The organism is Blastococcus sp. SYSU DS0669 (assembly GCF_054050895.1).
In genome coordinates this window covers 13,010-38,709 of sequence record NZ_JBJHAE010000002.1, presented here as the reverse complement: position 1 = coordinate 38,709, position 25,700 = coordinate 13,010, and the positions used below count along the sequence as shown (strand labels likewise).

General features: G+C 75.7%; 23 protein-coding genes and 1 pseudogene. 19 read left to right on the top strand and 5 right to left on the bottom strand.

Translation table 11 applies throughout. The features are described 5' to 3' along the window. Positions 1-132: 132 nt before the first annotated feature. From ACI792_RS02625 to ACI792_RS02585, 9 genes are all read left to right on the top strand, one after another. Complete coding sequence (locus ACI792_RS02625; RefSeq protein WP_456601197.1) at positions 133-2,055, top strand: TIGR03960 family B12-binding radical SAM protein; 1,923 nt, start codon at positions 133-135, stop codon at positions 2,053-2,055. Further along, positions 2,055-2,822 carry a TIGR03936 family radical SAM-associated protein gene (locus ACI792_RS02620; RefSeq protein WP_456601196.1) on the top strand — a complete coding sequence of 256 codons (768 nt, stop codon included), beginning with the start codon at positions 2,055-2,057 and terminating at the stop codon, positions 2,820-2,822. The genes ACI792_RS02625 and ACI792_RS02620 overlap by 1 nt, the downstream gene beginning before the upstream one ends. Before the next feature lie 321 nt (positions 2,823-3,143). Further along, on the top strand, positions 3,144-6,233 hold the full coding sequence (locus ACI792_RS02615) for an Rne/Rng family ribonuclease (RefSeq protein WP_456601195.1): 3,090 nt from the start codon (positions 3,144-3,146) through the stop codon (positions 6,231-6,233). 238 nt (positions 6,234-6,471) lie between these two features. Continuing rightward, the gene (gene rplU / locus ACI792_RS02610; protein ID WP_456581693.1) at positions 6,472-6,783 is read left to right on the top strand and encodes a 50S ribosomal protein L21; all 312 of its coding nucleotides are present in this window, start codon (positions 6,472-6,474) and stop codon (positions 6,781-6,783) included. Positions 6,784-6,790: 7 nt separating this feature from the next. Next, entirely contained in the window at positions 6,791-7,045 is a 255-nt protein-coding gene (rpmA, locus tag ACI792_RS02605) for a 50S ribosomal protein L27 (RefSeq protein ID WP_456581692.1), read from the top strand. A 158-nt stretch (positions 7,046-7,203) separates the two neighbouring features. Then, positions 7,204-8,724 carry a GTPase ObgE gene (gene obgE / locus ACI792_RS02600; RefSeq protein WP_456601194.1) on the top strand — a complete coding sequence of 507 codons (1,521 nt, stop codon included), beginning with the start codon at positions 7,204-7,206 and terminating at the stop codon, positions 8,722-8,724. Continuing rightward, positions 8,721-9,845, top strand: coding sequence for a glutamate 5-kinase (gene proB, locus ACI792_RS02595; protein ID WP_456581690.1), 1,125 nt, complete (start codon positions 8,721-8,723; stop codon positions 9,843-9,845). The genes obgE and proB overlap by 4 nt, the downstream gene beginning before the upstream one ends. 30 nt (positions 9,846-9,875) lie before the next feature. Then, the gene (locus ACI792_RS02590) at positions 9,876-10,358 is read left to right on the top strand and encodes a peptide deformylase (RefSeq protein ID WP_456601193.1); all 483 of its coding nucleotides are present in this window, start codon (positions 9,876-9,878) and stop codon (positions 10,356-10,358) included. Positions 10,359-10,395: 37 nt separating this feature from the next. Then, positions 10,396-10,563, top strand: coding sequence for a hypothetical protein (locus tag ACI792_RS02585; protein ID WP_456601192.1), 168 nt, complete (start codon positions 10,396-10,398; stop codon positions 10,561-10,563). Positions 10,564-10,581: 18 nt separating this feature from the next. On the opposite strand, the gene ACI792_RS02580 is transcribed toward ACI792_RS02585, so the two are convergent. The 4 genes from ACI792_RS02580 to ACI792_RS02565 are packed head-to-tail and all read right to left on the bottom strand — an operon-like array spanning position 10,582 to position 13,892. Next, entirely contained in the window at positions 10,582-10,998 is a 417-nt protein-coding gene (locus ACI792_RS02580) for a Fur family transcriptional regulator (RefSeq protein WP_456581686.1), read from the bottom strand. Then, positions 10,995-12,023, bottom strand: a complete 1,029-nt coding sequence (locus ACI792_RS02575; protein WP_456601191.1) for a metal ABC transporter permease — start codon at positions 12,021-12,023, stop codon at positions 10,995-10,997. Before ACI792_RS02575 ends, ACI792_RS02580 begins: the two co-directional genes overlap by 4 nt. Before the next feature lies 1 nt (position 12,024). Next, positions 12,025-12,879, bottom strand: a complete 855-nt coding sequence (locus tag ACI792_RS02570; RefSeq protein WP_456601190.1) for a metal ABC transporter ATP-binding protein — start codon at positions 12,877-12,879, stop codon at positions 12,025-12,027. Beyond that, on the bottom strand, positions 12,876-13,892 hold the full coding sequence (locus tag ACI792_RS02565; RefSeq protein ID WP_456601189.1) for a metal ABC transporter substrate-binding protein: 1,017 nt from the start codon (positions 13,890-13,892) through the stop codon (positions 12,876-12,878). The genes ACI792_RS02570 and ACI792_RS02565 overlap by 4 nt, the downstream gene beginning before the upstream one ends. 85 nt (positions 13,893-13,977) lie before the next feature. Between ACI792_RS02565 and ACI792_RS02560 the strand changes: the two genes are divergently transcribed. The 10 genes and pseudogenes from ACI792_RS02560 to holA all read left to right on the top strand — a co-directional run bounded on the left by ACI792_RS02560 (position 13,978) and on the right by holA (position 25,137). Then, entirely contained in the window at positions 13,978-15,231 is a 1,254-nt protein-coding gene (locus tag ACI792_RS02560; protein ID WP_456601188.1) for a glutamate-5-semialdehyde dehydrogenase, read from the top strand. A 25-nt stretch (positions 15,232-15,256) separates the two neighbouring features. Continuing rightward, complete coding sequence (locus tag ACI792_RS02555; RefSeq protein ID WP_456601187.1) at positions 15,257-16,144, top strand: AAA family ATPase; 888 nt, start codon at positions 15,257-15,259, stop codon at positions 16,142-16,144. Then, a complete protein-coding gene (locus ACI792_RS02550; protein ID WP_456601186.1) occupies positions 16,144-17,571 on the top strand; it encodes a vWA domain-containing protein in 1,428 nt (475 codons plus the stop codon). The genes ACI792_RS02555 and ACI792_RS02550 overlap by 1 nt, the downstream gene beginning before the upstream one ends. Before the next feature lie 283 nt (positions 17,572-17,854). Next, a complete protein-coding gene (gene nadD, locus ACI792_RS02545) occupies positions 17,855-18,598 on the top strand; it encodes a nicotinate-nucleotide adenylyltransferase (RefSeq protein WP_456601185.1) in 744 nt (247 codons plus the stop codon). Next, complete coding sequence (gene rsfS, locus ACI792_RS02540) at positions 18,595-19,026, top strand: ribosome silencing factor (protein WP_456581678.1); 432 nt, start codon at positions 18,595-18,597, stop codon at positions 19,024-19,026. Before nadD ends, rsfS begins: the two co-directional genes overlap by 4 nt. Beyond that, positions 19,023-19,772 (top strand): histidine phosphatase family protein, encoded by a 750-nt coding sequence (locus ACI792_RS02535; protein ID WP_456601184.1) that lies wholly within the window; start codon positions 19,023-19,025, stop codon positions 19,770-19,772. The genes rsfS and ACI792_RS02535 overlap by 4 nt, the downstream gene beginning before the upstream one ends. Positions 19,773-19,828: 56 nt before the next feature. Continuing rightward, entirely contained in the window at positions 19,829-20,722 is an 894-nt protein-coding gene (locus tag ACI792_RS02530) for a DegV family protein (RefSeq protein WP_456601183.1), read from the top strand. Positions 20,723-20,859: 137 nt separating this feature from the next. Continuing rightward, positions 20,860-21,699 (top strand): helix-hairpin-helix domain-containing protein, encoded by an 840-nt coding sequence (locus ACI792_RS02525; RefSeq protein ID WP_456601182.1) that lies wholly within the window; start codon positions 20,860-20,862, stop codon positions 21,697-21,699. Positions 21,700-22,388: 689 nt separating this feature from the next. After that, positions 22,389-23,747: pseudogene (locus ACI792_RS02520) on the top strand (ComEC/Rec2 family competence protein); the annotation flags it as partial. A 388-nt stretch (positions 23,748-24,135) separates the two neighbouring features. Continuing rightward, on the top strand, positions 24,136-25,137 hold the full coding sequence (gene holA, locus ACI792_RS02515; RefSeq protein ID WP_456601181.1) for a DNA polymerase III subunit delta: 1,002 nt from the start codon (positions 24,136-24,138) through the stop codon (positions 25,135-25,137). 172 nt (positions 25,138-25,309) lie between these two features. Here holA and rpsT read toward each other — a convergent pair whose 3' ends face one another. Beyond that, positions 25,310-25,570, bottom strand: a complete 261-nt coding sequence (gene rpsT / locus ACI792_RS02510; RefSeq protein ID WP_091933029.1) for a 30S ribosomal protein S20 — start codon at positions 25,568-25,570, stop codon at positions 25,310-25,312. Positions 25,571-25,700 lie beyond the last annotated feature (130 nt).

Genomic DNA, 25,700 nt, shown 5'->3' with positions numbered 1-25,700 from the left:
GCCTCCGCCCGCCCTCCCTCGTCGCAGCGCGTCCTCCCTCGGCGTCTGCGGTGCGGGAGGACGCTCGACGATCAGGTGACCTGATCGTCGACGGCGTGGGCGGCGGGCGGCGGCGGCTACCCTGGAGGGGTCATGACTGGTGAGACCCTCTACCCCCGCCTCGAGCCGCTGCTGGCCCAGATCCAGAAGCCGATCCAGTACGTCGGCGGCGAGCTCAACGCCCAGACCAAGCCGTGGGAGTCCGCGGCCGTGCACTGGGCGCTCATGTACCCCGACGCGTACGAGGTGGGGCTGCCGAACCAGGGCCTGATGATCCTGTACGAGGTGCTCAACGAGCGCCCCGACGCCCTGGCCGAGCGCACCTACGCCGTCTGGCCCGACCTCGCCGCGCTCATGCGCGAGCACGGCGTCCCGCAGTTCACCGTCGACGGCCACCGCTCGGTGCGCGACTTCGACCTCCTGGGCGTCAGCTTCGCCACCGAGCTCGGCTACACCAACCTGCTCGAGGCGCTCGACCTCGCCGGGGTCCCGCTGCACGCGGTGGACCGCGACGAGACCCACCCCGTCGTCGTCGCCGGCGGGCACGCCGCCTTCAACCCCGAGCCCGTCGCGGACTTCGTCGACTGCGCGGTCCTGGGCGACGGCGAGCAGGCCGTCGGCGACATCACCGACGTCGTCAAGGCGTGGAAGGCCCAGGGCCGCCCCGGTGGCCGCGAGGAGCTGCTGGCCCGCCTCTCGCGGGTCGACGGCGTCTACGTGCCCCGCTTCTACGCCTTCTCCTACGGTCCGGACGGCGCCATCGCCGCCGTCGCCCCCACCCGCGACGACGTGCCCGCCAAGGTGGGCAAGCGCACCGTCATGGACCTCGACGAGTGGCCCTACCCCAAGCAGCCGCTGGTGCCCCTGGCCGAGAGCGTGCACGAGCGGATGAGCGTGGAGATCTTCCGCGGCTGCACCCGTGGCTGCCGGTTCTGCCAGGCCGGGATGATCACCCGCCCCGTGCGCGAGCGGACGATCACCGGCATCGGCTCGATGGTCGAGCAGGGCCTGAACGCCACCGGCTACGAGGAGGTCGGGCTGCTCTCGCTGTCCAGCGCCGACCACTCCGAGATCGGCCAGGTGGCCAAGCAGCTCGCCGACCGCTACGAGGGCACCAACACCGGCCTGAGTCTGCCGAGCACCCGCGTGGACGCCTTCAACGTCACGCTGGCCAACGAGCTCTCGCGCAACGGGCGGCGCTCGGGCCTGACGTTCGCCCCCGAGGGCGGCAGCGAGCGCATCCGGCGGGTGATCAACAAGACGGTGTCCAAGGAGGACCTCGTCCGCACGGTCACCACCGCCTACGCCAACGGCTGGACGCAGGTGAAGCTCTACTTCATGTGCGGCCTGCCCACGGAGACCGACGAGGACGTGCTCGAGATCGCCGAGCTCGCGGTCGAGGTGATCCGTGCCGGCCGCGAGGCCAGCGGGCGCAAGGACATCCGCTGCACCGTGTCGATCGGCGGCTTCGTGCCCAAGCCGCACACCCCCTTCCAGTGGGCCGCCCAGGCGAGTGCGGAGACCATCGACTCCCGGCTCAAGCTGCTCCGGCAGGCGATCAACAGCGACCGCCGCATCGGCCGCTCCATCGGCCTGCGCTACCACGACGGCAAGCCCGGGATGATCGAGGGGCTGCTGTCCCGCGGTGACCGCCGGGTCGGCCGCGTCATCGAGCGGGTGTGGCGCGAGGGCGGGAAGTTCGACGGCTGGAGCGAGCACTTCTCCTACGAGCGGTGGACGAAGGCCGCGGCCGAGGAGCTGGCCGCCTTCGGTGTCGACCTCGACTGGTACACGACCCGCGAGCGCACGGAGCACGAGATCCTGCCCTGGGACCACCTGGACTCCGGGCTGGACAAGGAGTGGCTCTGGGAGGACTGGCAGGAGGCCCTCTCCGAGGAGGAGGTCGCCGACTGCCGGTGGACCCCCTGCTACGACTGCGGCGTCTGCCCGACGATGGGCACCGAGATCCAGATCGGGCCCACCGGCCGCACCCTGCTCCCGCTCACCGTCGTCTGATGGCCCGCCAGCCCGAGGGGCCCCCGCCGCCGCCCACCGTGCAGAAGCTGCGCATCCGCTACGCCAAGCGGGGCCGGCTCCGGTTCGCCTCGCACCGCGACCTCGCCCGCGCGCTGGAGCGGGCGCTGCGCCGGGCGCGGGTGCCGATGGCGTTCTCCGCCGGGTTCAGCCCGCACCCCAAGATCTCCTACCTCGGCGCCGCGCCCACGGGCTCGGCCAGTGAGGCCGAGTACGTGGAGATCGGGCTCGCCGAGCGCCGGGACCCCGAGGCGGTGCGGGCCGCGCTGGACGCCGCGCTGCCGGAGGACATCGCCGTCCTGGAGTGCGTCGAGGCGGTCCAGGGGACCGGCTCGCTGGCCGAGCGGATCGACACCTCCGTGTGGCGGGTGGAGCTGCCCGGCGTGCGCCTGGAGGAGCTCGCCCCGGCGGTCGAGAAGTTCCTGGCGGCCGACGTCGTCACCGTCGCCAAGCGGACCAAGAACGGCCTCAAGGACGTCGACGCGCGCCCCGCCGTCGCCAGCGCGTCGGCGGCGGAGGAGGCAGGTTGTGCCATACTGCACATGGTCGTCCGGCAGGTGACGCCCGCTGTACGACCCGATGACGTGTTGGCCGCCCTGGCTGCCGTCGCCGACCTGCGCCCGCCGTTGCCCCCCCGGGCCGTGCGTGAGGCGCAGGGCCGGCTCGACGACACCGGGACCGTGGCCGATCCGCTCGGTCCTGACCGTGCGGCGCGCACCCGCTGCCAGGGGGAGCACGCGACGGTCTGACCGGCGGACGCCCGGAGACCGCGCGCTGTCGAGCGGCACGGCTGCCAGACGTGACGCGCCAGTCCCGGGTCAGCCCGGCCGGGACGCCCAGACCACCGCAGGACCCGCACCACCGCCCCCGGCGTCACCGGAGACGGGCACCACCGCACACCGGCTCCCTGCCGCGGCAACCGTCGCGCGGGAGCCGCCCACAGACTTCGCAGGGCGAGCCCGTCCGCCGTACCCCGCGCGGCGGCCCGCCCCGCCCAACCCCGTGCTCCTGCGCGGCCGCCAGTCCCTCCGGATCGGCGCCCGGGAGCAGCACAGGAGGCGAGAGCCCTCGTGGCTGACACCGACCACCCGACCACCGAGACCGACGACACCACGGCCGCCGCCGTGCCGCCGGGCACACCGCAGCCCGCCGAGGCGGAGGCCACCGGGATGCCGGCCACCTCCGAGGAAGGGGCTCCGGAGACCGGCGCCACCGACGAGGACGACGAGGCGACGGCGGAGCCCGAGGACGCGGCCGAGCCCGAGCCCGACCCGGAGCCCGAGCCCGCCGGGCCCCGCTTCGGCGCCCAGTTCAGCTCCCCGGAGCCCACCGCGGTCGTCGCCCGCCCGCGCCGCCGGGCCACCCGCCCGGCCGGTGCGGCCGCCCCCGACCCCGAGCCGGTCGATCCGGTGCGTCCGGTCACCGCCGCGGCGATCCCGGCCTTCGTCAGCTTCATGGCACCGCCCGACGACGCACCCCCGGCGCCGCGCCGGCGCAGCCGCCGCCCCGTCGAGTCACCGGACGCCAACGCGGCCGACGACACCGCGGCCGAGCGGTCCGGCGACGAGGACGCCGCCGAGGAGGCGCCCCGCTCCCGCCGCAGCCGCTCGCGCCGCCGCCCCGCCGAGGAGCAGTCCGAGCCGGCCGAGGTCGACACCGACGACGAGCAGACCGAGGACGCCGAGGACCGCGACGAGTCCGGCGAGGACCGCGACGAGGGCGGCTCCTCGAGCCGTCGCCGCCGCCGTGGCCGTCGCGGCCGGGGCCGCGGTCGCAGCGGCGAGGACTCCTCGGACTCCCACGACGACACCCCCGACGAGCGCCCGCGGGTCGAGGACACCGAGGACGAGGACACCTCCGGCGAGACGGCCGACACCGACGAGGACGAGGACACCGAGGACGAGGGGTCGACCGGCTCGGGCACCCGCCGCCGCCGCCGTCGTCGCCGCCGCAGCGGGAGCACCGGCGGGGACGAGTCATCCGACGACACCGACGACGACGACCGCCCGGAGCGGGCCGGCCGCAACGGCCGCCTGACGAGCGACGACGACGTCCGCGGCATCGCCGGCTCCACGCGGCTGGAGGCCAAGCGCCAGCGCCGGCGGGACGGCCGCGACACCGGGCGCCGGCGCACGCCGATCCTCACCGAGAGCGAGTTCCTCGCCCGCCGGGAGGCCGTCGACCGCAAGATGGTCATCCGCCAGCGGGGCGAGCGGACGCAGATCGCCGTTCTCGAGGACGACGTCCTCGTCGAGCACTACGTCACCCAGGCCTCGGCGACCTCCTTCGCGGGCAACGTCTACCTGGGCCGGGTTCAGAACGTGCTGCCCAGCATGGAGGCGGCGTTCGTCGACATCGGCAAGGGGCGCAACGCCGTCGTCTACGCCGGTGAGGTCAACTGGGACGCCGCCGGCCTCTCGGGCAAGCAGCGCTCGATCGAGCAGGCGTTCAAGTCCGGGGACAAGATCCTCGTGCAGGTCACCAAGGACCCGATCGGCCACAAGGGCGCCCGGCTGACCCAGCAGATCAACCTGCCCGGTCGCTTCCTCGTCTACGTGCCCGGCGGCTCGATGACCGGCATCAGCCGCAAGCTGCCCGACACCGAGCGGCAGCGGCTCAAGGACATCCTCAAGAAGATCGTGCCCGAGGACGCCGGCGTCATCATCCGGACCGCAGCGGAAGGCGCCTCGGAGGAGGAGCTCACCCGCGACGTCAACCGGCTCACGGCCCAGTGGGAGGTCATCAAGCAGAAGTCGGAGTCGACGTCGAACGCGCCGACGCTGCTCTACGGCGAGCCCGACCTCGCGATCCGGGTCATCCGCGACGTCTTCAACGAGGACTTCAAGGAGCTCGTGGTCCAGGGCGACGACGCCTGGGACACCGTCGAGGCCTACGTCGCCCACGTCAGCCCCGAGCTGACCGAGCGGCTGACCCGCTACACCGGCCAGGGCGACGTCTTCCACGACCTGCGGATCGACGAGCAGCTGACCAAGGCGCTGGACCGCAAGGTGTGGCTGCCCTCGGGCGGCTCGCTGGTGATCGACCGCACCGAGGCGATGACCGTCGTCGACGTCAACACGGGGAAGTTCACCGGCTCCGGTGGGAACCTCGAGCAGACCGTCACCCGCAACAACATGGAGGCGGCCGAGGAGATCGTCCGCCAGCTCCGGCTGCGCGACATCGGCGGCATCATCGTCATCGACTTCATCGACATGGTGCTCGAGAGCAACCGCGACCTCGTGCTGCGGCGGCTCACCGAGTGCCTGGGCCGCGACCGCACCAAGCACCAGGTCGCCGAGGTGACCTCGCTGGGCCTGGTGCAGATGACCCGCAAGCGGGTGGGCCAGGGCCTGCTCGAGGTCTTCTCCGAGGCCTGCGACCACTGCCGCGGCCGCGGCATCGTCGTGCACACCGACCCGGTGGACGAGAAGCGCCGGGGCGGTGGCTCGGGTGGCAACGCCTCCTCGGGCAAGGAGGCCGCCAAGGACCCGGGTGTCAAGGACTCCGGGAACGGGCGCGGCCGAGGCAAGGAGAGCAAGGAGACCTCCGCCCAGGAGGCTCCCGCCGTCGAGCCGGCCGAGGAGGACGCGCAGCCGGTCCCCGCGGAGACCCCCGCCGGCGACGGCGAGGCGCCCGAGGGTGGCCGCAGCGGCGGTCGCCGCAGCCGTGGCCGGCGCAACCGCGGGCAGTCGGGGGAGGAGCGCGCGGCCGAGGACGCCGCCGTGCTCGCCGGCACCCGCGCCGAGGACGGCGCGCCCGTTGGCGAGCCCGTGGCCGACGGCTCGGCGGACACGGTCGAGGAGGTCGCCCCGGTGGCGCCCGAGCCGCCGCCGGTCGAGGCGTCGGTGACGACGGTCCCGCCGCTGCCCGGCACCACGCCCGCAGCGGCGGCGACAGACGCCGACGACGTGCTGCCGGCCGGTGAGGTCGCCGCCGTGGAGGCTCCCGAGCAGGACGCGATGCCGATCACCCCGGTGACGACGACCGCCGACGCCGTCCCCGGGACGGTGGCGCACGCCGCCGACGCCGGTGCCGAGGCGGCGCCGGCCGAGGAGATCCCGATGGCACCGGCACCCGCGAACGGCGAGGCCCCTGCCGCGGCGACGCGGCCGCGGCGCCGCCGGGCGGCCAGCCGGCCGGCCGGCCCCCCGGTCTCCTAGCACCGAGGCCCCCGTCCCGGGTTCCGCACGCGGCGCCCGGGACGGGGTCACGGTCACAGGGGACCACGTTCGACCGCCCGGCACGGCTCGGGTACGCTGGTCGGGTTGCTGCGCCACCGCGCAGGCGCCTCCGGGCGCCGCCGGGACGGCGTGCGCAGCCCGTCCAAGCACCCGGCGCCCCCCGGTCGTGCGCGCCGGACACAGAGCTCGACGTGAGTAACGCGAACAGGAGTCAGTGGTGTACGCAGTGGTGAAGGCTGGCGGCAGCCAGCACAAGGTGGCCGTGGGCGACACGTTCACGATCAACCGTCTCGCCGGTGAGGCTGGCGACTCCGTCACCCTGCCGGCCATCCTCCTGGTCGACGGTGACACCGTCACCAGCGATGCGGCGGCCCTGGCGAAGGTGACCGTGACGGGTGAGATCCTCGCCCACGGCAAGGGTCCCAAGATCCACATCCACAAGTTCAAGAACAAGACCGGCTACCACAAGCGTCAGGGGCACCGTCAGCGCCTCACCGACGTCGTGGTCCGCGACATCACGAAGGGCTGACGCCGACATGGCACACAAGAAGGGCGCCTCGTCCTCCCGGAACGGCCGCGACTCGAACGCCCAGCGCCTCGGCGTGAAGCGCTTCGGCGGCCAGGTCGTGAAGGCCGGCGAGATCATCGTCCGCCAGCGCGGCACCCACTTCCACCCCGGCCTCGGTGTCGGGCGCGGCGGCGACGACACGCTGTTCGCGCTCGCGCCGGGTTCGGTCACCTTCGGCACGCGGCGGGGACGCAAGACCGTCTCCATCACCGCGGTCGACTAAAGGACCCCGTCCTCCCATCCCTCGCACGCTCGGGACGAGCCTCGGGACGGGGCCGTTCCACCACATTCGTCTCGCCTACGAGCGCACGGGCCGATCGGCCCGTGCGCTCGTGGCGCTTGTCAGCTAGCTAGGAGGCGGCGGACACCCGCCCCACGACTATGGCCGCTTTCGTCGACCGCGTGACCATCCACGTCGCCGCCGGCAACGGCGGGCACGGGGTGTCCTCCGTGCACCGCGAGAAGTACAAGCCGCTCGGCGGCCCCGACGGGGGCAACGGCGGGGACGGCGGCGACGTCGTCCTCGAGGTGGACCCCAGCGTGCACACGCTGCTGGACTTCCACCACCGCCCGCACCAGAAGGCGGCCAACGGCCGCCCTGGCGCCGGCAGCAACCGGCACGGCGCGCGCGGCGAGGACCGGGTGCTCCGCGTTCCCGAGGGCACGGTCGTGAGCACGCCCGACGGCCGCCAGATCGCCGACCTGGTCGGCGCCGGCACCCGCGTCGTCCTGGCCCACGGCGGCAAGGGCGGGCTGGGCAACGCCGCGCTCGCCAACAACCGCCGCAAGGCTCCCGGCTTCGCGCTGCTGGGCGAGCCGGGCGAGACGTTCGACGCGGTGCTGGAGCTCAAGAGCATCGCCGACGTCGGCCTGGTCGGGTACCCGTCGGCCGGCAAGTCCTCGCTGGTCGCCGCGATGTCGGCCGCCCGGCCCAAGATCGCCGACTACCCGTTCACCACGCTGGTGCCCAACCTGGGCGTCGTCCGCTCCGGCGACACCGTCTACACGATGGCCGACGTGCCGGGGCTGATCCCCGGGGCGTCGGCCGGCAAGGGCCTGGGCCTGCAGTTCCTGCGGCACGTCGAGCGCTGCGCCGTCCTCGTGCACGTCATCGACATGGCCACCATGGAGCCCGGCCGCGACCCCGAGACCGACATCGACGCGCTGGAGCACGAGCTCGCGGAGTACGGCGGCGACGAGCTCGACCTCGTCGGCCGGCTCCGCATCGCCGTGCTGAACAAGATCGACGTCCCCGACGGCCGTGAGCTGGTCGACCTGGTCCGCGGCGCCCTGGAGGCGCGCGGGCTGCAGGTCTTCCCGATCAGCGCCGTCACCGGCGAGGGGCTGCCCGCCTTCGGGTACGCGCTCGCCGCGGCCGTGGAGGAGCACCGGGCCGCGCTGCCCGCGCCGGCCCCGGTGCGGGTGACGCTCACCCCGCGCGCCGTCGACGACTCCGGCTTCACCGTCGAGCGCGACCCCGACGACGCGGAGGCGTTCGTCGTCCGTGGCGTGAAGCCCGAGCGCTGGGTGCGGCAGACCGACTTCACCAACGACGAGGCCGTCGGCTACCTGGCCGACCGGCTCAACCGGCTCGGTGTCGAGGAGGAGCTGGCGAAGGCCGGTGCCCGCGAGGGCGACGCCGTCACGATCGGCGACGTCACCTTCGACTGGGCGCCGACTCTGCCCGCCGGCACGCTCACCGTCGAGGAGTCCGCGGGCCTCGGGGGGCGCGGCACCGACACCCGGCTGGAGAGCAACGAGCGGGTCGGGGCGTCCGAGCGGCTGGCGGCCAAGCGGGCCCGCCGGGTGCCCTTCGAGGTCTCCGAGGACGGCTGGACCGACGAGGACCTCGAGGAGCTGGCCGACGACCTGCCCGGTGGGGCCGGCGAGGAACCCCGGTGACCCGCGCCGCCGCCCGCCCCGCGATCGCCGGGGCGGGGCGCGTCGTGGTCAAGGTCGGCTCCTCGTCGCTGACCACCCTGCCCGGCGGTCTGGACGTCGAGCGCCTCACCGCGCTGGTCGAGGCGCTCGCCGCCGTCCGGGCGTCGGGCCGGGAGGTCGTGCTCGTCTCCTCCGGGGCGATCGCCGCGGGGCTGGCGCCGCTCGGCCTGGACGGGCGGCCCCGCGACCTGGCGACCGCGCAGGCCGCGGCGAGCGTCGGGCAGCTGCGCCTGGTGCAGACCTACGCGGACGCGTTCGCCCGGCACGGGATCACCGTCGGCCAGGTGCTGCTCACCGCCGACGACCTGACCCGCCGCAGCCACTACCGCAACGCCCGCCGGACGGTCGACCGGCTGCTCGACCTCGGGGTGCTGCCGATCGTCAACGAGAACGACACGGTGGCCACCGAGGAGATCCGCTTCGGCGACAACGACCGCCTCGCCGCCCTGGTCGCCCACGTCTCGCAGGCCGGCGCTCTGGTGCTGCTCTCCGACGTCGACGGCGTGTACGACGGCGACCCGCGCACCGGGCCGGCGCAGCTGGTCGACACGGTGCGCGACCCCGCGGACCTGGCGTCGGTCACGCTCGGCTCGGCCAGCCGCAACGGCGTCGGCACCGGCGGGATGGCGACCAAGGTCGAGGCGGCGTTCATCGCCGCGCACGCCGGCGTCCCGGTGGTGGTGACCTCCACGCCGCAGGCCGCCGGCGCCCTGGACGGGGAGCGGGTGGGCACGCTGTTCGCGCCGATGGGCAAGCGGCCCAGCGCCCGTCAGTTCTGGCTGCGCTACGCCAGCCGCCCGCGTGGCCGGCTGCTGCTGGACGACGGCGCGGTCGAGGCGCTCCGGGAGCGGCACGCCTCGCTCCTGGCGGCCGGCATCACCGGGGTCGCGGGCGAGTTCCTCGCCGACGACCCGGTGGAGCTGGTCGGGCCGGACGGCGTGGTGGTGGCCCGCGGGCTCGTCGCCTACGACGCCCGCGAGCTGCCCGCGCTGCTCGGTCGCAAGACCGGGGACCTGCCGCCCGAGCACCGCCGCGAGGTGGTGCACCGCGACGAGATGGTGCTGGTCGGACGCCTGCGCTGAGCCGTCCGGCCCGGCTGAGAGACTGCACGGGTGACGATCCGCCCCATCCGCGAGCTCGGTGACCCCGTGCTGCGCACCCCCGCCGACCCGGTCCGCGTCTTCGACGACTGGCTCGCCGCGCTGGTCCGCGACCTGGAGGACACCGTCGACCACCCCGGCCGGGCCGGGGTCGCGGCGACGCAGATCGGGGTGGGCGTGCGCGCGTTCTCCTACAACGTCGACGGCGTCATCGGGCACATGGTGAACCCGGTGATCGTCGAGCGCTCCGAGGAGATCCAGGACGGCGACGAGGGCTGCCTGTCGGTTCCGGGCATCTGGGCGCCGACGGTGCGGGCGATGCGCTGCGTCGCCGAGGGGTTCGACGTGCACGGAGCGCCCCTGCGCCTGGAGGGGGAGGGGCTGATGGCCCGCTGCCTGCAGCACGAGGTCGACCACCTCGACGGCAAGGTGTTCCTGGACCGGCTGACCGGCGACGCCCGGAAGGCTGCCCTGCGGGCGCTGCGCGACCGCTGACGCGTCCTCACCACGTTCGCCGCGAACGTGTGGCGGAGTGCTCCGCGCCCAGTCCGGGGGGCCGGAGGACCTGGCGGAGGGGTTCGAGGTGGTCGGCCGCTGGGCGCCGCCCCGGGAGAACGCCGGCGGCGGGTACCCGGAGCCGGTGGCCGCGGCCCGGTCGGTGGTCAGGATCGAGGCGCCGGCGACCCCGTACGAGAGCTGACCGACCGTGGGGTGCGGGTCAGCTTCGCGCGGTGGCGCAGGGCCCGCAGGTGCCGAAGACCTCGAGCTCGTGCTGGACGTCGGCGAATCCGTGCTCCGCGGCGACCTTGGCCGCCCAGCGCTCCACCGGCGGGTCGGCGACCTCCACAGTGCGGCCGCAGGAGCGGCACACCAGGTGGTGGTGGTGGACCGGGGAGCAGCGGCGGTAGGCGGCCTCGCCCTCGCCGCTGCGCAGGACGTCGACCAGGCCGTCGTCGACCAGCGCCTGCAGGGCCCGGTAGACCGTCGCCAGACCCACCGAGTCCCCGCGCTCGCGGAGCAGGGCGTGCAAGTCCTGCGCGCTGCGGAAGCCGTCGAGCTCGTCGAGCAGGTCGAGGACGGCGGTGCGCTGGCGGGTCTGCCGGCGAGCGGGTGGCGCGACCTCGGGGTGGCTCACGGGCGGCCTGCCTTTCCTTCCGCCGGCGTGGTCACCGGGTGCTCGCCGTGCTCGTCGTAGTGCACGCCCGACCCGGTCCGGTGCGGCGCGTGCAGGTGGCCGTCGTGGTCGTAGTCCACGTGGTCGCCGTGCGAGACCGCCCGGTGGCCGCAGTCCTCCCCGTGCTCGTGGGGGTGGGCGACGTGCAGATCGACCCTACGCCGGTGCCGCCGACGGGCCGTGGTGTCCCGGATCGCGACGGCCAGCGTGACGACGAGGAACAGCGCGATGGCCAGCAGCACGATCGTGCCGCCCGACGGCGTGCCCGTGTAGTAGGAGGCGGTGGTGCCGCTGACGCTGACCACCAGGCCGATACCGCAGGCGAGCAGCAGCGCCTGGCGGAAGCTGCCGGCCAGCAGCTGGGCCACCGCGCTGGGGAGGATCATCAGCGCGCTGATCAGCAGCAGCCCGACCACGCGCATCGACAGGACGACCGTCGAGGCGACCAGCGCGGCCAGCACGACGTTCAGCGCCAGCACCGGCAGGCCGACGGCGCGGGCGTACTCCTCGTCGTCGCTCACCGCGTACAGGCGCTGCCCGAGCAGCCACACGACCGAGAGGATGACCACGGTGATGACGCCGAAGGCCACCAGGTCCCCGGCGCTCGTGGTCGTGATCGCCCCGAACAGGTAGGCGTCGAGGTTCGTCGCCTGGCCGGGGGGCGCCAGGCTGAGCAGGACCACTCCGCCGGCGATGCCGCCGTAGAAGAGGACGGCGAGCGCCACGTCGCCGCTGGTGCGTCCGCGCGCGCGGACGAGCTCGATGAGCACCGCCCCGGCGATGGCGGCCACGAGGGCGGCGCCGACCGGCGCGGTGGAGGTGAGGACGCCGATCCCGACGCCGACCAGCGCCACGTGGCCGAGGCCGTCGCCCAGCAGTGACAGCCGGCGCTGCACCAGGAAGATGCCGACCGCGGGCGCGGCCAGCCCCACCATCAGGGAGGCGAGGAGCGCCCGCTGCATGAACTCGTACTGGAGGATCTCCACGTCACAGCTCCCCGTCGTGGGTCCGGACGGGGCGGGACGGCGCCCACGGCTGGTGCTGTCGGTACCCGGTCGACGGCAGCTCCTGGTCGTCACCCGGATGGTGGTGGTGGCCCGCGTCCCCCGCGAGGGGGCCCGCCTCGGCCAGGGGGCCGTCGTAGCGGATGCGGCCGTGGTCGACGACCACCGCGCGGGTCAGGACCCCGGCCAGCGGGCCGGCCTCGTGCGTGACGACCAGCAGCGTGGTGCCGCTCGCCGACACGTCGGCCAGGACCCGGGCGAGGGTGGCCTGGTTGGCGGCGTCGACCCCGGCGGTCGGCTCGTCCATGATCAGCACCTCGGGCTCGGCGGCGAGGGCGCGGGCCACGAGCACGCGGCGCTGCTGGCCACCCGACAGGGAGGCGACGGGGTCGCGCGTCCGGTCGTTGAGCCCCACCGCGGCGATGGCGTCGGCCACGGCCGCGCGGTCGGCGGCCGTCGGGCGGCCGAACAGCCCGCGCCGGGCGAGCCGGCCCACGCCGACCACCTCGCGGACGGTGGCCGGGACCGCGCCGCTCACCGTGTGCCGCTGCGGCACGTAGCCGACCCGGCCGCGCTCCCGGAGCCGTCCCACGGGCGCGCCCAGCACCGTCACCTCGCCGCCCAGCACGGCGGCGAGCCCGAGGAGGCCGCGGGCGAGGGTGGTCTTGCCGGACCCGTTGGACCCGAGGACGGCGATCGCCTCGCCGGCCCGCACCGACAGGTCGACGTCCCGGACGACGGGGACGTCGCCGTAGCCGATGCTGGCGCCGCGGAGCCCGACCGCGAGCGCGTGACCGGGCTCCGCCGGGAGCCGTTCGGCGGTGGTCCGGCCGGTCACGAGCAGTTCTGACCCTCCTGGAGGGTGGCCAGGTTGGCGCGCATGACCTCGAGGTAGTCCTCCCCGGCCGACTCGTCGGTGAGGCCCTCGATCGGGTCGAGGACGGCGGTCTCGACGCCCGCCTCGGCGGCCACGGTCTCGGCCACCGCCGGGTCGACCAGGGTCTCGGTGTAGACGGTGGTGATGCCGCGGTCGTCCACCAGCTCGGTGATCTCGGCCAGCTGGGCCGCGCTGGGCTCCTGCGTCGGGCTGAGACCGTTGATGCCGACCACCTCGAGACCGTAGCGCTCGCCGAGATAGCCGAACGCGTCGTGGCTCGTCACCAATGTGTCCACCGCGCAGCCCGAGAGCGCGGCGGCCATCTCCGCGTCGAGGGCCTCGAGGTCGGCGCGCAGCGCGGCGGCGTTGTCCGCGTAGGTGTCCGCGCCGTCCGGGTCCAGCTCGGTGAGCCGGTCGGCGAGGGCGTCGGCGACGTCGGCCAGGCGGGTGGGGTCCAGCCAGAAGTGCGGGTCGACCGTCTCGCCGCCCTCGGCGTGGGCCTCCTCCTCGGCGTGGGCTTCCTCCTCGGCGTGGGCTTCCTCCTCGGCGTGCTGCTCCTCCTCGTGGGCGTGGTCGTGCTCGCCCGCGGTGGTCAGCGAGAGGTCGGCGGCCTGCCCGGCGTCCCAGGCGGCGTCGGCGGCCTCGGAGGCGACCGCCTCGTCCAGGCCCGGCTGGAAGCCCTCCAGGTGGACGACCAGGTCCGCCTCGGAGATCGCGGCGACGTCCCGGGGGGTGAGCTCGAGGTCGTGCGGCTCGGCGCCGGGCGGGGTGGCCGAGGAGACCGACACGCGGTCGCCGCCGACCTGCTCGGCGGCCCACTGGAGCGGGTAGAAGCCGGCGAGCACGGACAGCTCGCCCTCACCCGCTGCGCCGGAGGCCTCGTCGGTCCCCGTGGTGGAGCCGCAACCGGCCAGGAGCAGGCAGGCGGCCGAGCCGAGGACGGCGGCGCTGCGGCGGAGCGAGGAGGTGTGCATGGGAATCATTCTCACACAGGATCCGGTGTGACCGGCGCCCGGTCGCACCGGGGAGCCCGTGCGGACGCGCGCGTATCCTCTCGGTGTGTCCGACGTCTCCGGCCTGCCGCTCATCGGTGCCGCCGCGCTCCGCGCGAAGGCCGCCGCCCGGGTGCTGCGCACCCTGCCGACCGACACCAAGGACGCCGCGCTGGCCGCGATGGCCGATGCGCTGGTCGAGCGCGCCGACGCGATCCTGACCGCCAACGCGGCCGACGTCGCCGCCGCGCGGGCCGACGGCACGCCTGAGGCGATCGTCGACCGGCTGCGGCTGGACGCCGGCCGGATCGCCGGGGTCGCCGACGCGCTGCGCCAGCTGGTCGCCCTGCCCGATCCGGTGGGCGACGTCGTCCGCGGGTCCCGGCTGCCCAACGGGCTGGAGCTCAAGCAGGTCCGCGTGCCGCTCGGCGTCGTCGGGATCGTCTACGAGGCCCGCCCCAACGTCACCGTCGACGCCGCGGGGCTGTGCCTGAAGAGCGGCAACGCGGCCCTGCTGCGCGGCTCGGCCTCGGCGTTCGGCACCAACACCGCGCTGCTCGCCGTCCTCGCCGAGGCGGGGGAGAAGGCGGGCCTGCCGGCCGGCTTCGTCGAGCTCCTCCCGGCCGACCGCGCGTCGGTGGGGGAGCTGCTGAACGCCCGGGGCCTGGTCGACGTCGTCATCCCCCGCGGCGGTGCCTCGCTCATCCAGCGGGTGGTTCGGGAGTCGCGGGTGCCGGTGATCGAGACCGGCGAGGGGAACTGCCACGTGTACGTGGACGCCTCGGCCGACCCGGAGATCGCCGAGGCGGTCGTGCTGAACTCCAAGACCCACCGGGTGAGCGTCTGCAACAGCGCCGAGACGCTGCTCGTGCACCGTGACGTGCCCTTCCTTCCGCGGCTGCTCGCCGCGCTGGCCGACGCCGGCGTCGCGCTCCACGGCGACGACGCGGCGCGCTCGGCCCACGGCGGCGTCGTCCCGGCCACCGACGAGGACTGGGGCACCGAGTACCTGTCGATGGACATGGCGGTGCGCGTGGTCGACGACCTGCCGCAGGCGCTGGACCACATCGCGCGCTGGAGCACCGGCCACACCGAGGCGATCGTCGCCGACTCCGCCCGCGCCATCGCCGAGTTCACCGCCGGGGTGGACGCCGCGGCCGTGCTGGTCAACGCCTCGACCCGGTTCACCGACGGCGGCGAGTTCGGCTTCGGCGCCGAGATCGGCATCTCCACCCAGAAGCTGCACGCCCGGGGCCCGCTCGGCCTGCCCGAGCTGACCTCCACCACCTACGTCGTCACGGGGTCCGGCCACACGCGCTGACCCCGCCCCCAGCACGAGGAGCCGCATGCCCCGCCCGCCGTCCCAGTCCCCGCACTTCTCGTCGGTCGCGGACGTCAGCAAGCGGCTGTCCACCGCGGGGTACCTGCCCGACGCGCAGATCGCGACGACGGTCTTCCTCGCCGACCGCCTCGGCAAGCCGCTGCTCGTCGAGGGGCCGGCGGGCACGGGCAAGACCGAGCTGGCCAAGGCGCTGGCGACGGCGACCGGGTCGGAGCTGATCCGGCTGCAGTGCTACGAGGGCCTGGACGAGGCCCGGGCGCTGTACGAGTGGAACTACAAGAAGCAGCTGCTGCGCATCCAGGCGTCCCAGGCCGAGGGCGGCGCGGACTGGGACACCGTCCACGACGACATCTTCGGCGAGGAGTTCCTGCTCGCCCGCCCGTTGCTCACCGCGATCCGCCGCACCGAGCCGACCGTGCTGCTCATCGACGAGACCGACAAGGCCGACGTCGAGGTGGAGGGCCTGCTGCTCGAGGTGCTCAGCGACTTCCAGGTGACCATCCCCGAGCTGGGCACGGTGACCGCGACCCGCCGGCCGACCGTCGTCCTCACGTCCAACGCCACCCGCGAGCTCTCCGAGGCGCTCAAGCGGCGCTGCCTGTACCTGGCGCTGGACTACCCGAGCGCGGAGCGGGAGCGGGAGATCGTGCTCTCCCGGGTGCCCGACCTCGCATCAGGGCTGGCCGACCAGCTGGTGGCCACCGTCCGGGCGCTCCGCGGGCTGGAGCTGAAGAAGTCGCCGTCGATCTCGGAGACCCTCGACTGGGCGCAGACCCTGCTCGAGCTCGGTCTGGACACCCTCGACGAGCCGGCCATGGCTGCCACGCTGGGCGTCGTGCTGAAGCACGCCAGCGACCAGACCCGGGCCGCGGCCGAGCTGCGGCTGAACTGATGGACGCTGCTCCGCAGGGGATCCGGAGGGAGCCCGGGGGGCTCGCCGGGCACCTGGACGGGTTCGTGCGGGCGGTGCGCGAGGCCGGCATCCCGGTCGGCATCAGCCAGGCCGTCGACGCCGCGGAGATCCTCACCGTCGTCGACCTGCTCGACCGGGAGCAGCTGCGCCACGGGCTGGCCGCCGTGCTGCTCCAGCGCGCGGCCCAGCGGCCGACGTACGACGTGCTCTTCGACCTGTGGTGGCCGCTGGGCGACCGGCCGGCACCGGAGGCCGAGGACGGCGAGGGCGCGGGGGAGCCGGGGGAGTCCACGCTCGACGTGCCGGACGACGCGGCGCTGGCCGAGCTCATGCGTGCCGAGTTGCTGCGATTGCTGCAGGACGGCGATCCCGAGGCGCTGCGCCGGTTCGCGCGGGACGCCGTCGACCAGCTCGGCCAGGGGCAGCCGACGCCCTCGGGGCAGTCCTACTTCAGCTACCGGGTCATGCGGGCGCTCTCGCCGGACACGCTCGTGGCCCAGCTGCTCGCCGGGCTGCTCGGTGGCGGCGACCGCGGTGGGCTGGCCGAGCAGGTGGCGCGGCAGACCGTGCGCGACCGGCTGGCGGCGTTCCGCACCGCGGTCGAGGCCGAGGTGCGGCGGCGGACGGCGGCGGAGAAGGGCCGCGACCGCGTCGCGAAGAACGCCGTGCGCCCGCTGGCCGACCAGGTGGACTTCCTCCGCGCCCAGTCCTCCGACCTGGCGGAGCTGCGGCGCGCGGTCGCCCCGCTGGCCCGCCGGCTCGCCGTCCGGCTCTCGGCGCGCCGGAAGATGGGACGCCAGGGCCGGCTCGACTTCCGCAAGACGGTCCGGGCCTCGCTCGGCACCGGCGGGGTCCCCGTCGTCACCCACCACCGGCCGCGCAAGGTGCACAAGCCCGAGCTGGTCGTGCTCTGCGACGTCAGCGGCTCGGTGGCCGGCTTCAGCCACTTCACCCTGATGCTCACCCAGGCGCTGCGGGAGCACTTCACCGGCGTGCGGGCGTTCGCGTTCGTCGACTCCACCGACGAGGTGACCCGCTTCTTCCGGCCGGGCGTCGACGTCGCCGACGCCATCGCGCGGATCGGCCGGGAGGCGCAGGTGGTCGGCTTCGACGGGCACAGCGACTACGGCACCGCGTTGGACGTGTTCGCCGACCGCTGGGCGTCGGCGGTGGGGCCGAAGACCTCGCTGCTCGTGCTCGGCGACGGGCGGACCAACTACCGGCAGCCGGGCGTCCCGGTGCTGGCGGGCCTGGTGGGCAAGGCCCGGTCGGCGCACTGGCTGAACCCCGAGCCGCGCCGGCTGTGGGGCAGCGGGGACTCCGCCGCGGACCGGTACGGCGAGGTCATCGACATGGTGGAGTGCCGCAACGCCGCCCAGCTGGCCGACTTCGTCACCACGCTCTGACGCGCCGGCAGGCTCAGCTCCGTCGACGTGCGGGCACTCGAGCTGTCGACGTGTCGACGTGTCGGCCCTCCGGCACTGTCACGAACGGCGTGCACAGCGTGGTTCCCGGCGTGCCGGCCGTAACCGGGAGCCGTCGCGGCCGTTGGTCAGCCCGGTGTCGACATGTCGACCACCCGCCGGCCGCGCGGTGCGGCCGGACGGCGACCGGCTGCACGGGGGAGCCGGTCGCCCGTGCAGCCGGTCCTCGCGGCGCGGTTCCGCGCGTCCCGGATACGCTCGCGCGGTGGCGGGACGACGAGTCGGCGTGATGGGTGGGACCTTCGACCCCATCCACCACGGGCACCTGGTCGCCGCCAGCGAGGTCGCCGGGCTGTTCGGGCTCGACGAGGTCGTGTTCGTGCCCACCGGCGAGCCGTGGCAGAAGAGCGACCAGGTGGTCAGCCCGGCCGAGGACCGGTACCTCATGACGGTCATCGCGACGGCGTCCAACCCGCGGTTCTCCGTGAGCCGGGTCGACATCGACCGCGGCGGGCCCACCTACACCTTCGACACCCTCACCGATCTGCAGGCCCAGCGCCCGGGGGCCGAGCTCTTCTTCATCACCGGAGCCGACGCCCTGGCGCAGATCATGACCTGGCGCGACGGCGCCCGGTGCTTCGAGCTGGCGCACTTCATCGGGGTGACCCGGCCCGGGTACACGCTGGCCGACAGCCACCTGCCCGAGGGCGGGGTCAGCCTCGTGGAGATCCCCGCGCTGGCGATCAGCTCGAGCGACTGCCGCGACCGGGTGGGCCGCGGGATGCCGGTCTGGTACCTCGTGCCCGACGGCGTCGTGCAGTACATCGAGAAGCGCGGCCTCTACCGGAGCCCCGCGCGGCGCCCGGCCCCAGGGCCGGGCCGCGACGGCCGCCCGGTGGGCGACCGCCCCACCTACGACCGCCCCCCGGCCGGCTCGGGGAACAGCCCCGACAGCGCCGGCGTGCGCACCGCACCCACGACGTCCCACCTCCAGGAGGTGCCCGAATGACCGCCTCGCCCGAGGCCCGGGAGACCGCGCTGCGCGCCGCCCAGGCGGCCGCGGACAAGCTCGCCACCGACGTCACGATCGTCGACGTCAGCGAGCGGCTCGCCATCACCGACGCCTTCGTCCTCGCCTCCGCACCCAACGAGCGGCAGGTCCAGGCGATCGTCGACGAGGTCGAGGAGCGGCTCCGGGAGCACGGCGTGAAGCCGGTCCGCCGCGAGGGCGTCGCCGAGGCGCGCTGGGTGCTGCTGGACTTCGTCGACGTCGTGGTGCACGTGCAGCACGCCGAGGAACGGGCCTACTACGCCCTCGAGCGCCTGTGGAAGGACTGCCCGAGCATCCCCTTCACCGACGCCTCCCTCCCCGCCTCCGCCACCGGCGACGCGGCGGACCCCGGCTCCCCGTCCGTCGCGGAGACGGCCGGCCAGTGACGGCCCCGGCCCTGCCCGAGCTGCCGGTGACCCGCCTCGTCGTCTGGCGGCACGGGCGGACCGGGTGGAACGCGGCCGGGCGGTTCCAGGGGCAGCTCGACCCGCCGCTGGATGCGGTCGGCCGGGCCCAGGCGGCCCACGCCGCGCCGCACCTGGTGGTGGCCGCCGGGCTGACCGGCCGGTCCACCGCGGTGGTGGCCAGCGACCTGGAGCGGGCGGCGGACACCGCGCGGGCCCTGACGTCGGTGCTGGACGTGCCGCTGCGGTTGGACCCCCGGCTGCGCGAGCACGGCATGGGCTCCTGGGAGGGGCTGACCCGCGAGGAGGTCGCCGACCGGTACCCCGAGCAGTACGCGGACTGGCTGGCCGGGCGCCCGGTGCGCGGCCGCGGCGGTGAGGAGGCCCCGGCCGTCGTCGCCCGGGTGCTCGCCGCGCTCGCCGACCTGCCGCCGGCCGAGGTGGCCGTCGTGGTGACCCACGGCGGCACGAGCGGCCGGCTGATCGAGGCGCTGCTGGAGCTCGGCCCCGACCACCGGCGGGTGTTCGGCCCGCTGGGCAACTGCGCGTGGAGCGAACTCGCCCGCCAGAGCGGCCGGTGGCGGCTCCTGCGGCACAACGCGTCGGCCGGCCCGCTCCCGGAGGGCCTGGTCGTCCCCGGGGCGGAGCAGCGCCGCGCCGACCCGGAGCAGGGTGCTCCGGGCGCCGCCGGCGACGGGCCGGCCCAGGATGCCGACGCCGTCGGCTGACCCTCCCCGCTCCGACCGTGCACGCCCCGGTGGAGCGCGGCAGCTAGCCTCGCCGGGTGCCCGTCGCCGTCCTCACCGATTCGACGGCCTACCTGCCGCGAGCGATCGCCGACGAGTACGGCGTCCGGGTCGTCCCGCTCTACGTCGTCCTGGCCGGCCGGTCGGGTCGGGAGGGCGAGGACGTCAGCTCCGAGGACGTCGCGAAGGCCCTGTCGACGCGTGGCCAGCGGGTCTCCACCTCGCGGCCCACGCCCGGGGACTTCGTCGCCGCCTACCGGGCCGCGCTGGAGGCGGGGGCCGACCGGCTGGTCTCGGTCCACCTGTCCGCGGACCTCTCGGGCACCTGGGACGCCGCCCGCGTCGCCGCTTCGCAGGTGGGGGAGCACGTCGTCTCCGTCGTCGACTCCCGCTCGGCCGCGATGGGCACCGGGTTCGCCGTCCTGGACGCCGCCCGGGCGGCCGCGGGTGGCGCCGACCGGGACACGGTGGCGCGGGTGGCGCGGGAGGCCGCGGCGCGCACCCGCACGTTCTTCGTCGTCGACACGCTGGAGCACCTGCGCCGGGGCGGGCGGATCGGCTCCGCGGCCGCCGTCCTCGGTTCGGCGCTGGCGGTCAAGCCGGTGCTGCACGTGGTCGACGGCCGGGTGGTGCCGCTGGAGAAGGTGCGCACCTCGGCGCGGGCGCTGGCCCACCTCGTCCAGCACGTCGTCGAGCACGCGGGGGAGCGCGAGGTGTCGCTCGCCGTGCACCACCTCGCGGCGGCCGAGCGCGCGGACCGGCTCGTCGCCGAGCTGCGGGCGCGGGTGCCCCGGCTGCGCGAGCTGCACGTGAGCGAGCTCGGGGCCGCGATCGGCGCGCACGTCGGGCCGGGAGCGGTCGGGGTGGTCGTCGCCACCGGGCCGGAGCCGTCGGACGACGCTGCCGAGCAGGCGGACGAGAGCGCGGACTGAGCGCGGGCGGGGCTGCACCGGCACAGGATGAGGTGGCCCGCCCGGAACCGGGCTCTGCCCGTCCACAGCCGGCGGTCTCGTCCACAGGTCCGCCGTGACCCGGTGCGGAGGAGGCGCGGCTCCCTAGCGTCGCCGGGGTGCGCCTGCTTGCCCGCCGCGACGACGACGCGGACGTCATCCGTGCCCGGCTGCGCGCCGTCCTGGCCGAGCCCCGCCCGGTCGAGGGCGGCTGGCTGCCCGGGGACGACGACGACCTCGCCTGGCGCGTGGACGACCGGATCACGGTGCCGGTGCACGTCCAGGCCCCCCGGGACCGGCCAGCCCGCGGAGGGCGGCACCGGGCGCCGGGGACGACGCCGCGCTGGGACGCCGGCCGGGTGGGCGGGCGCGCCGTCTGGACCGCTGCTGTGGGCGCGGTCCTGCTCCTGCTCGCCTGGACCTGGGCGGAGCGGCCCCGGGTGGAGCCGGCAGCTGCTCCTGTGCCTTCTCCGGCCGCGACGAGCGGCGCCGCACCGGCCGGGGCCCCGGTGGGCGAGGTGGCCGGGACGTCCCACCCCGTGGTGGTCTCGGTCGTCGGTCAGGTGGCCCGCCCCGGCCTGGTGACGCTGGCCGCCGGGTCGCGGGTCGCCGACGCCGTCGAGGCGGCCGGTGGGCTGCTGCCCGAGGCCGACCCCGCCTCGGTGAACCTCGCCGCACCCCTCGCGGACGGGCAGCAGATCGCCGTGGGCGTCCCCGGGGCAGCTGCCGGCGGGCCGCCCGCCGCGCCAGGTGCCGGGGGTGCCGGGGGACGCGTGGACCTGAACACCGCGGGCGTTGCCGAGCTCGACGCCCTGCCGGGGATCGGCCCGGTGCTGGCCCAGCGGATCATCGACCACCGGGCCCGCATCGGCTCCTTCCGCAGCGTCGAGGAGCTCGACGAGGTGCCGGGCATCGGGCCGGCCAAGGCCGCGGAGCTCGCCGAGCTGGTGCGGGTGTGAGCGCACCCGCCCTCCGCCCGCGGGTGCTGGACCTGCGGCTCTGGCCGCTCGCGGCCGCGGTGTGGGGCACGGGCCTGGCCGCCCCGCTGCTGCGGTGGCCCGCGCTGGCCGCGCTCGCCGGGGCGGCGCTGGTCGCGGCCGCGGTCCTGGTGCGCGGCCGGGGTCCGGCGGGAACGGTCGCCCTCGTCGTCCTGGCCGGCGTCGCCGCCGGCGCAGGCACCGGGGCCGTGCGGGCAGCGGCCCGGGACGCGTCCCCGCTGCGGGCGGCTGCCGAGGCGGGCGGCAGCGTGCAGGTGACCCTCGCGGTGCGCGCCGACCCGCACGTGCTGGCGGCCGGCGCCGGTCCGCCGCGCGTGCTCCTCGAGGCCGACGTGACCACGCTGGCCGGCGGCGGCACCGTGCACCACCTGGACGACGCGGTCCTGGTCTTCGCACCTGCCGAGGGCTGGGCGGGTCTGCTGCCCGGGCAGGAGCTCCGGGCGCGCGCGGGCGTCGCGCTGCCCGAGCCCGGCGACGACGTGGTGGCGGTGCTCTCCGCCCGCGGCCCGCCGGAGCCGGTCGGCGGGCCGGGAGCGGTCCAGCGCGTCGCGGGCGACGTCCGGCAATCCCTGGGTGCCACCTCGGGACGGGTGCTCGACGACCGGGCGGGTGGTCTGCTGCCGGGGCTGGTGGTCGGCGACACCAGCCGGATGGACCCGGTGCTGGACGAGGAGTTCCAGCGGGCCGGCCTGGCCCACCTCACCGCCGTCTCGGGCGCCAACGTGGCGATCGTGATCGCCGGCGTGCTCCGGCCGCTGCGGCGCCGCGCGGTCGACCGTCGGGTCCAGGCGCTGGCGGGCGCGCTCGCGCTGGTCGGGTTCGTGGTGCTGGCCCGGCCGAGCGCGAGCGTGCTCCGGGCGGCCGCCATGGGGGCGGTCACCCTGCTCGCGCTCGCCTCCGGTCGCTCCCGGGCGGCGCTGCCGGCGCTGGGTGCCGCGGTGACCGTGCTCCTCCTGGTCGAGCCCGGGCTCGCGCGCGACCCGGGCTTCACGCTGTCCGTCGTGGCGACCGCGGCCATCGTGCTGCTCGCACCGCCGTGGGCGCGCAGGCTCCGGGAGCGGGGCTGGCCCGCGTGGGCGGCCGATGCCGTCGCGGTGAGCGTGGCCGCCGGGCTCGCGACCGCCCCGGTGATCGCCGGCCTGACCGGCACGGTGAGCCTGGTGTCGGTACCGGCCAACCTGCTCGCGGCGCCGGCCGTGCCACCGGCGACGGTCCTCGGGCTGCTGGCCGCCCCGGCCGGTCTGGTGCTGCCCCGGGTCGGTGACGTGCTGGTCGGGCTCGCCGGGTGGCCGGTGCGCTGGATCGTGCTCGTGGCCGAGCGCGCCGCCGCGGCGCCGGACGCCGTCGCCGGCTGGCCGGCCGGCACGGTCGGGGCGCTGCTGCTCGCCGTCCTCCTGCTGGCCGCCGGCCTCCTGCTGTGGCGCTTCCCCCGGGCGCGGCCGCTCGCACTGGCCGCTCTGCTCGGGCTGGTGGTGGTGGGCTGGCCGCTGCGCCAGCAGCTCGACGGCTGGCCACCGGCCGGCGCGCTGCTGGTGGCGTGCGACGTGGGGCAGGGCGACGGGCTGGTGCTGCCGGTCGGGGGCGGGCGAGGGGTGCTGGTCGACGCCGGCCCGGATCCCGCCGCGATCGACGGCTGCCTCGACCGGCTGGGCATCGACGCGCTGCCCCTGGTGCTCCTCTCGCACCTGGACGCCGACCACGTCGGAGGCCTCGCCGGCGCGTTCGGGGGCCGCACGGTGGGCGTGGTGGCCGGCGGCGCCCTCTCGCCGGTCGACGACCGGGCGCCGGTCGTCGACGGCCTCGTACGGCGCGCCGGCGGCACCCGCGAGGTGCTCGTCCCCGGGGACCGCCGCACCGTGGCCGGTGCGGTCCTGGAGGTCCTCGCACCCGACCCGCGCCGGATCACCGCGGCCGACGACCCCAACGGGCTCTCCCTCGTCGTCCGGCTGACCGTCGCAGGGGTGCGGGTGCTGCTCACCGGCGACATCGGCGCCGACGAGGAGGCCGCGCTGCTGCGCGCCGGCGTGGACCTGCAGGCGGACGTGCTCAAGGTCCCCCACCACGGCAGCGGCGACGCCGACCCGGCGTTCCTGGCGGCCGTCGGGGCCCGCAGCGCGCTCGTCTCCGTCGGCGCCGGCAACGGCTACGGCCATCCGGCGCCGCGGCTGCTCGACTGGCTGGCCGCCGCCGGCACGCGCGTGCACCGCACCGACCGGGAGGGCGACCTCGCGGTGGTCGGCGCGGCCGGGGGCTGGGGGATCGCCGCCCGGGGCGCGGACAGCGGCGGCCAGGCGTCGGCAGCGGTGCCCGCGCCGCCGGCGCCCGGGCTCCCGGACGTGCTCGCGGGGCCCCGGGCGGTCGCCGCGGGCCGTCGGTGGCGCGTGCGACCATGCGGAGGTGCCTGCCACCCCCGTCGAGCCCACGTCGCGCCTGCGGGTGGTGATCGGCGAGGAGGAGCTGCTGCGCTCCCGCGCCGTCGCGGCCGTGCGCCGGGCGGTGCTCGCCCGCCACCCCGACGGCGAGGTGCACGAGCTGGCGGCGACGGGGCTGCCCGTGGGGGAGCTGGCCGACGTGCTGGCGCCGTCCCTGTTCGGCGGTCACCGGCTGGTCGTCGTCACCGGCGTCCAGGAGTCCGCCACCGCGCTGGCCGATGCGCTGGCCGGCTACGCGAAGGTGCCCGACCCCGACCTGACGCTCGTCATCGTCCACAACGGCGGCAAGCGGAACGAGGCGCTGGTCAAGGCGTTCAAGGCCGCCGGCGCCGCGGTGGACGAGTGCCCCAAGGTCTCCTCCGTCGGCGACCGCATCGCCTTCGTCAGGAACGAGGTGCGCCAGCTGGGCGGGCGGATCACCCCCGACGCGGTGACCGCCCTGGTGGACGCCATCGGCGCGGACCTGCGGTCGCTGTCGGCCGCCGCGGGCCAGCTGGTCTCCGACTTCGGCGGCAGCATCGACGCCGAGGACGTCGCCCGGTTCCACCGCGGCCAGGCCGAGGTCACCGGGTTCACCGTGGCCGAGCGCGTGCTGACCGGTGACCGCGCCGGCTCGATCGAGATGCTCCGCTGGGCGCTCGAGCGAGGGGTCGCGCACGTGCTCATCGCCGACGCGATCGCCGACGGCGTGCGCACCGCCGCACGGGTGGCCTCGCTCAGCTCGACGAACCCCGGCGACCTCGCGCGCACGCTGAAGATGCCGCCGTGGAAGGTGAAGAAGGCCCAGGCGCAGGCGCGCGGCTGGAGCATCGAGGGGCTGCAGCTGGCCCTGGGCGTGGCCGCGGATCTGAATGCCGACGTCAAGGGCGCCGCGGCCAGCGCCGACTACGCCCTGGAGCGGGCCATCCGGCGCATCGTCACCATCCGGACGGAGACCGGTCGGGGGCGGGTGCGCGCCGGCCGGTGAGTCGGCACGGGCGTCCGGCGCCGGTCAGCCGCGGGACGTCAGGCGGCTGGCGGGTCCGGACACCACTGCTCGAGGGCCGGCGGCGAAGGCGGGCAAGGACGCGACGAGCCCCCGTCCCGCGAGGGGAGGGGGCTCGTCGTGGAGCGTGCGCGTCCGGCGGGACGCGGGCCGATCAGAGACCGGTGGTGAGCTTCGCCAGACCCGACTTGCGGTTGGCGGCCTGGTTCTTGTGGATGACGCCCTTGCTGGCGGCCTTGTCCAGCTGCTTGGCGGCGGCCTGGTAGGCGGCGGTCGCGGCCGCGGCGTCCCCGGACTCGGCGGCGGTGCGCACCCGCCGGACGGCCGTCTTGAGGGCGGACTTGACCGCGACGTTGCGCTGGCGCGCCTTCTCGTTGGTCTTGATCCGCTTCATCTGGGACTTGATGTTCGCCACGCGTGAGCCTCGGTGTCTCGACAGGAGGGAGTACTTCTGACAGTCGTTCGTGCGTCCGGGCGGCGTGCGCCACAGGACCGGCCTGCAAAGATACCAGCGCCCCCGCGGCCACCCCAACCCGCCGTCCGGC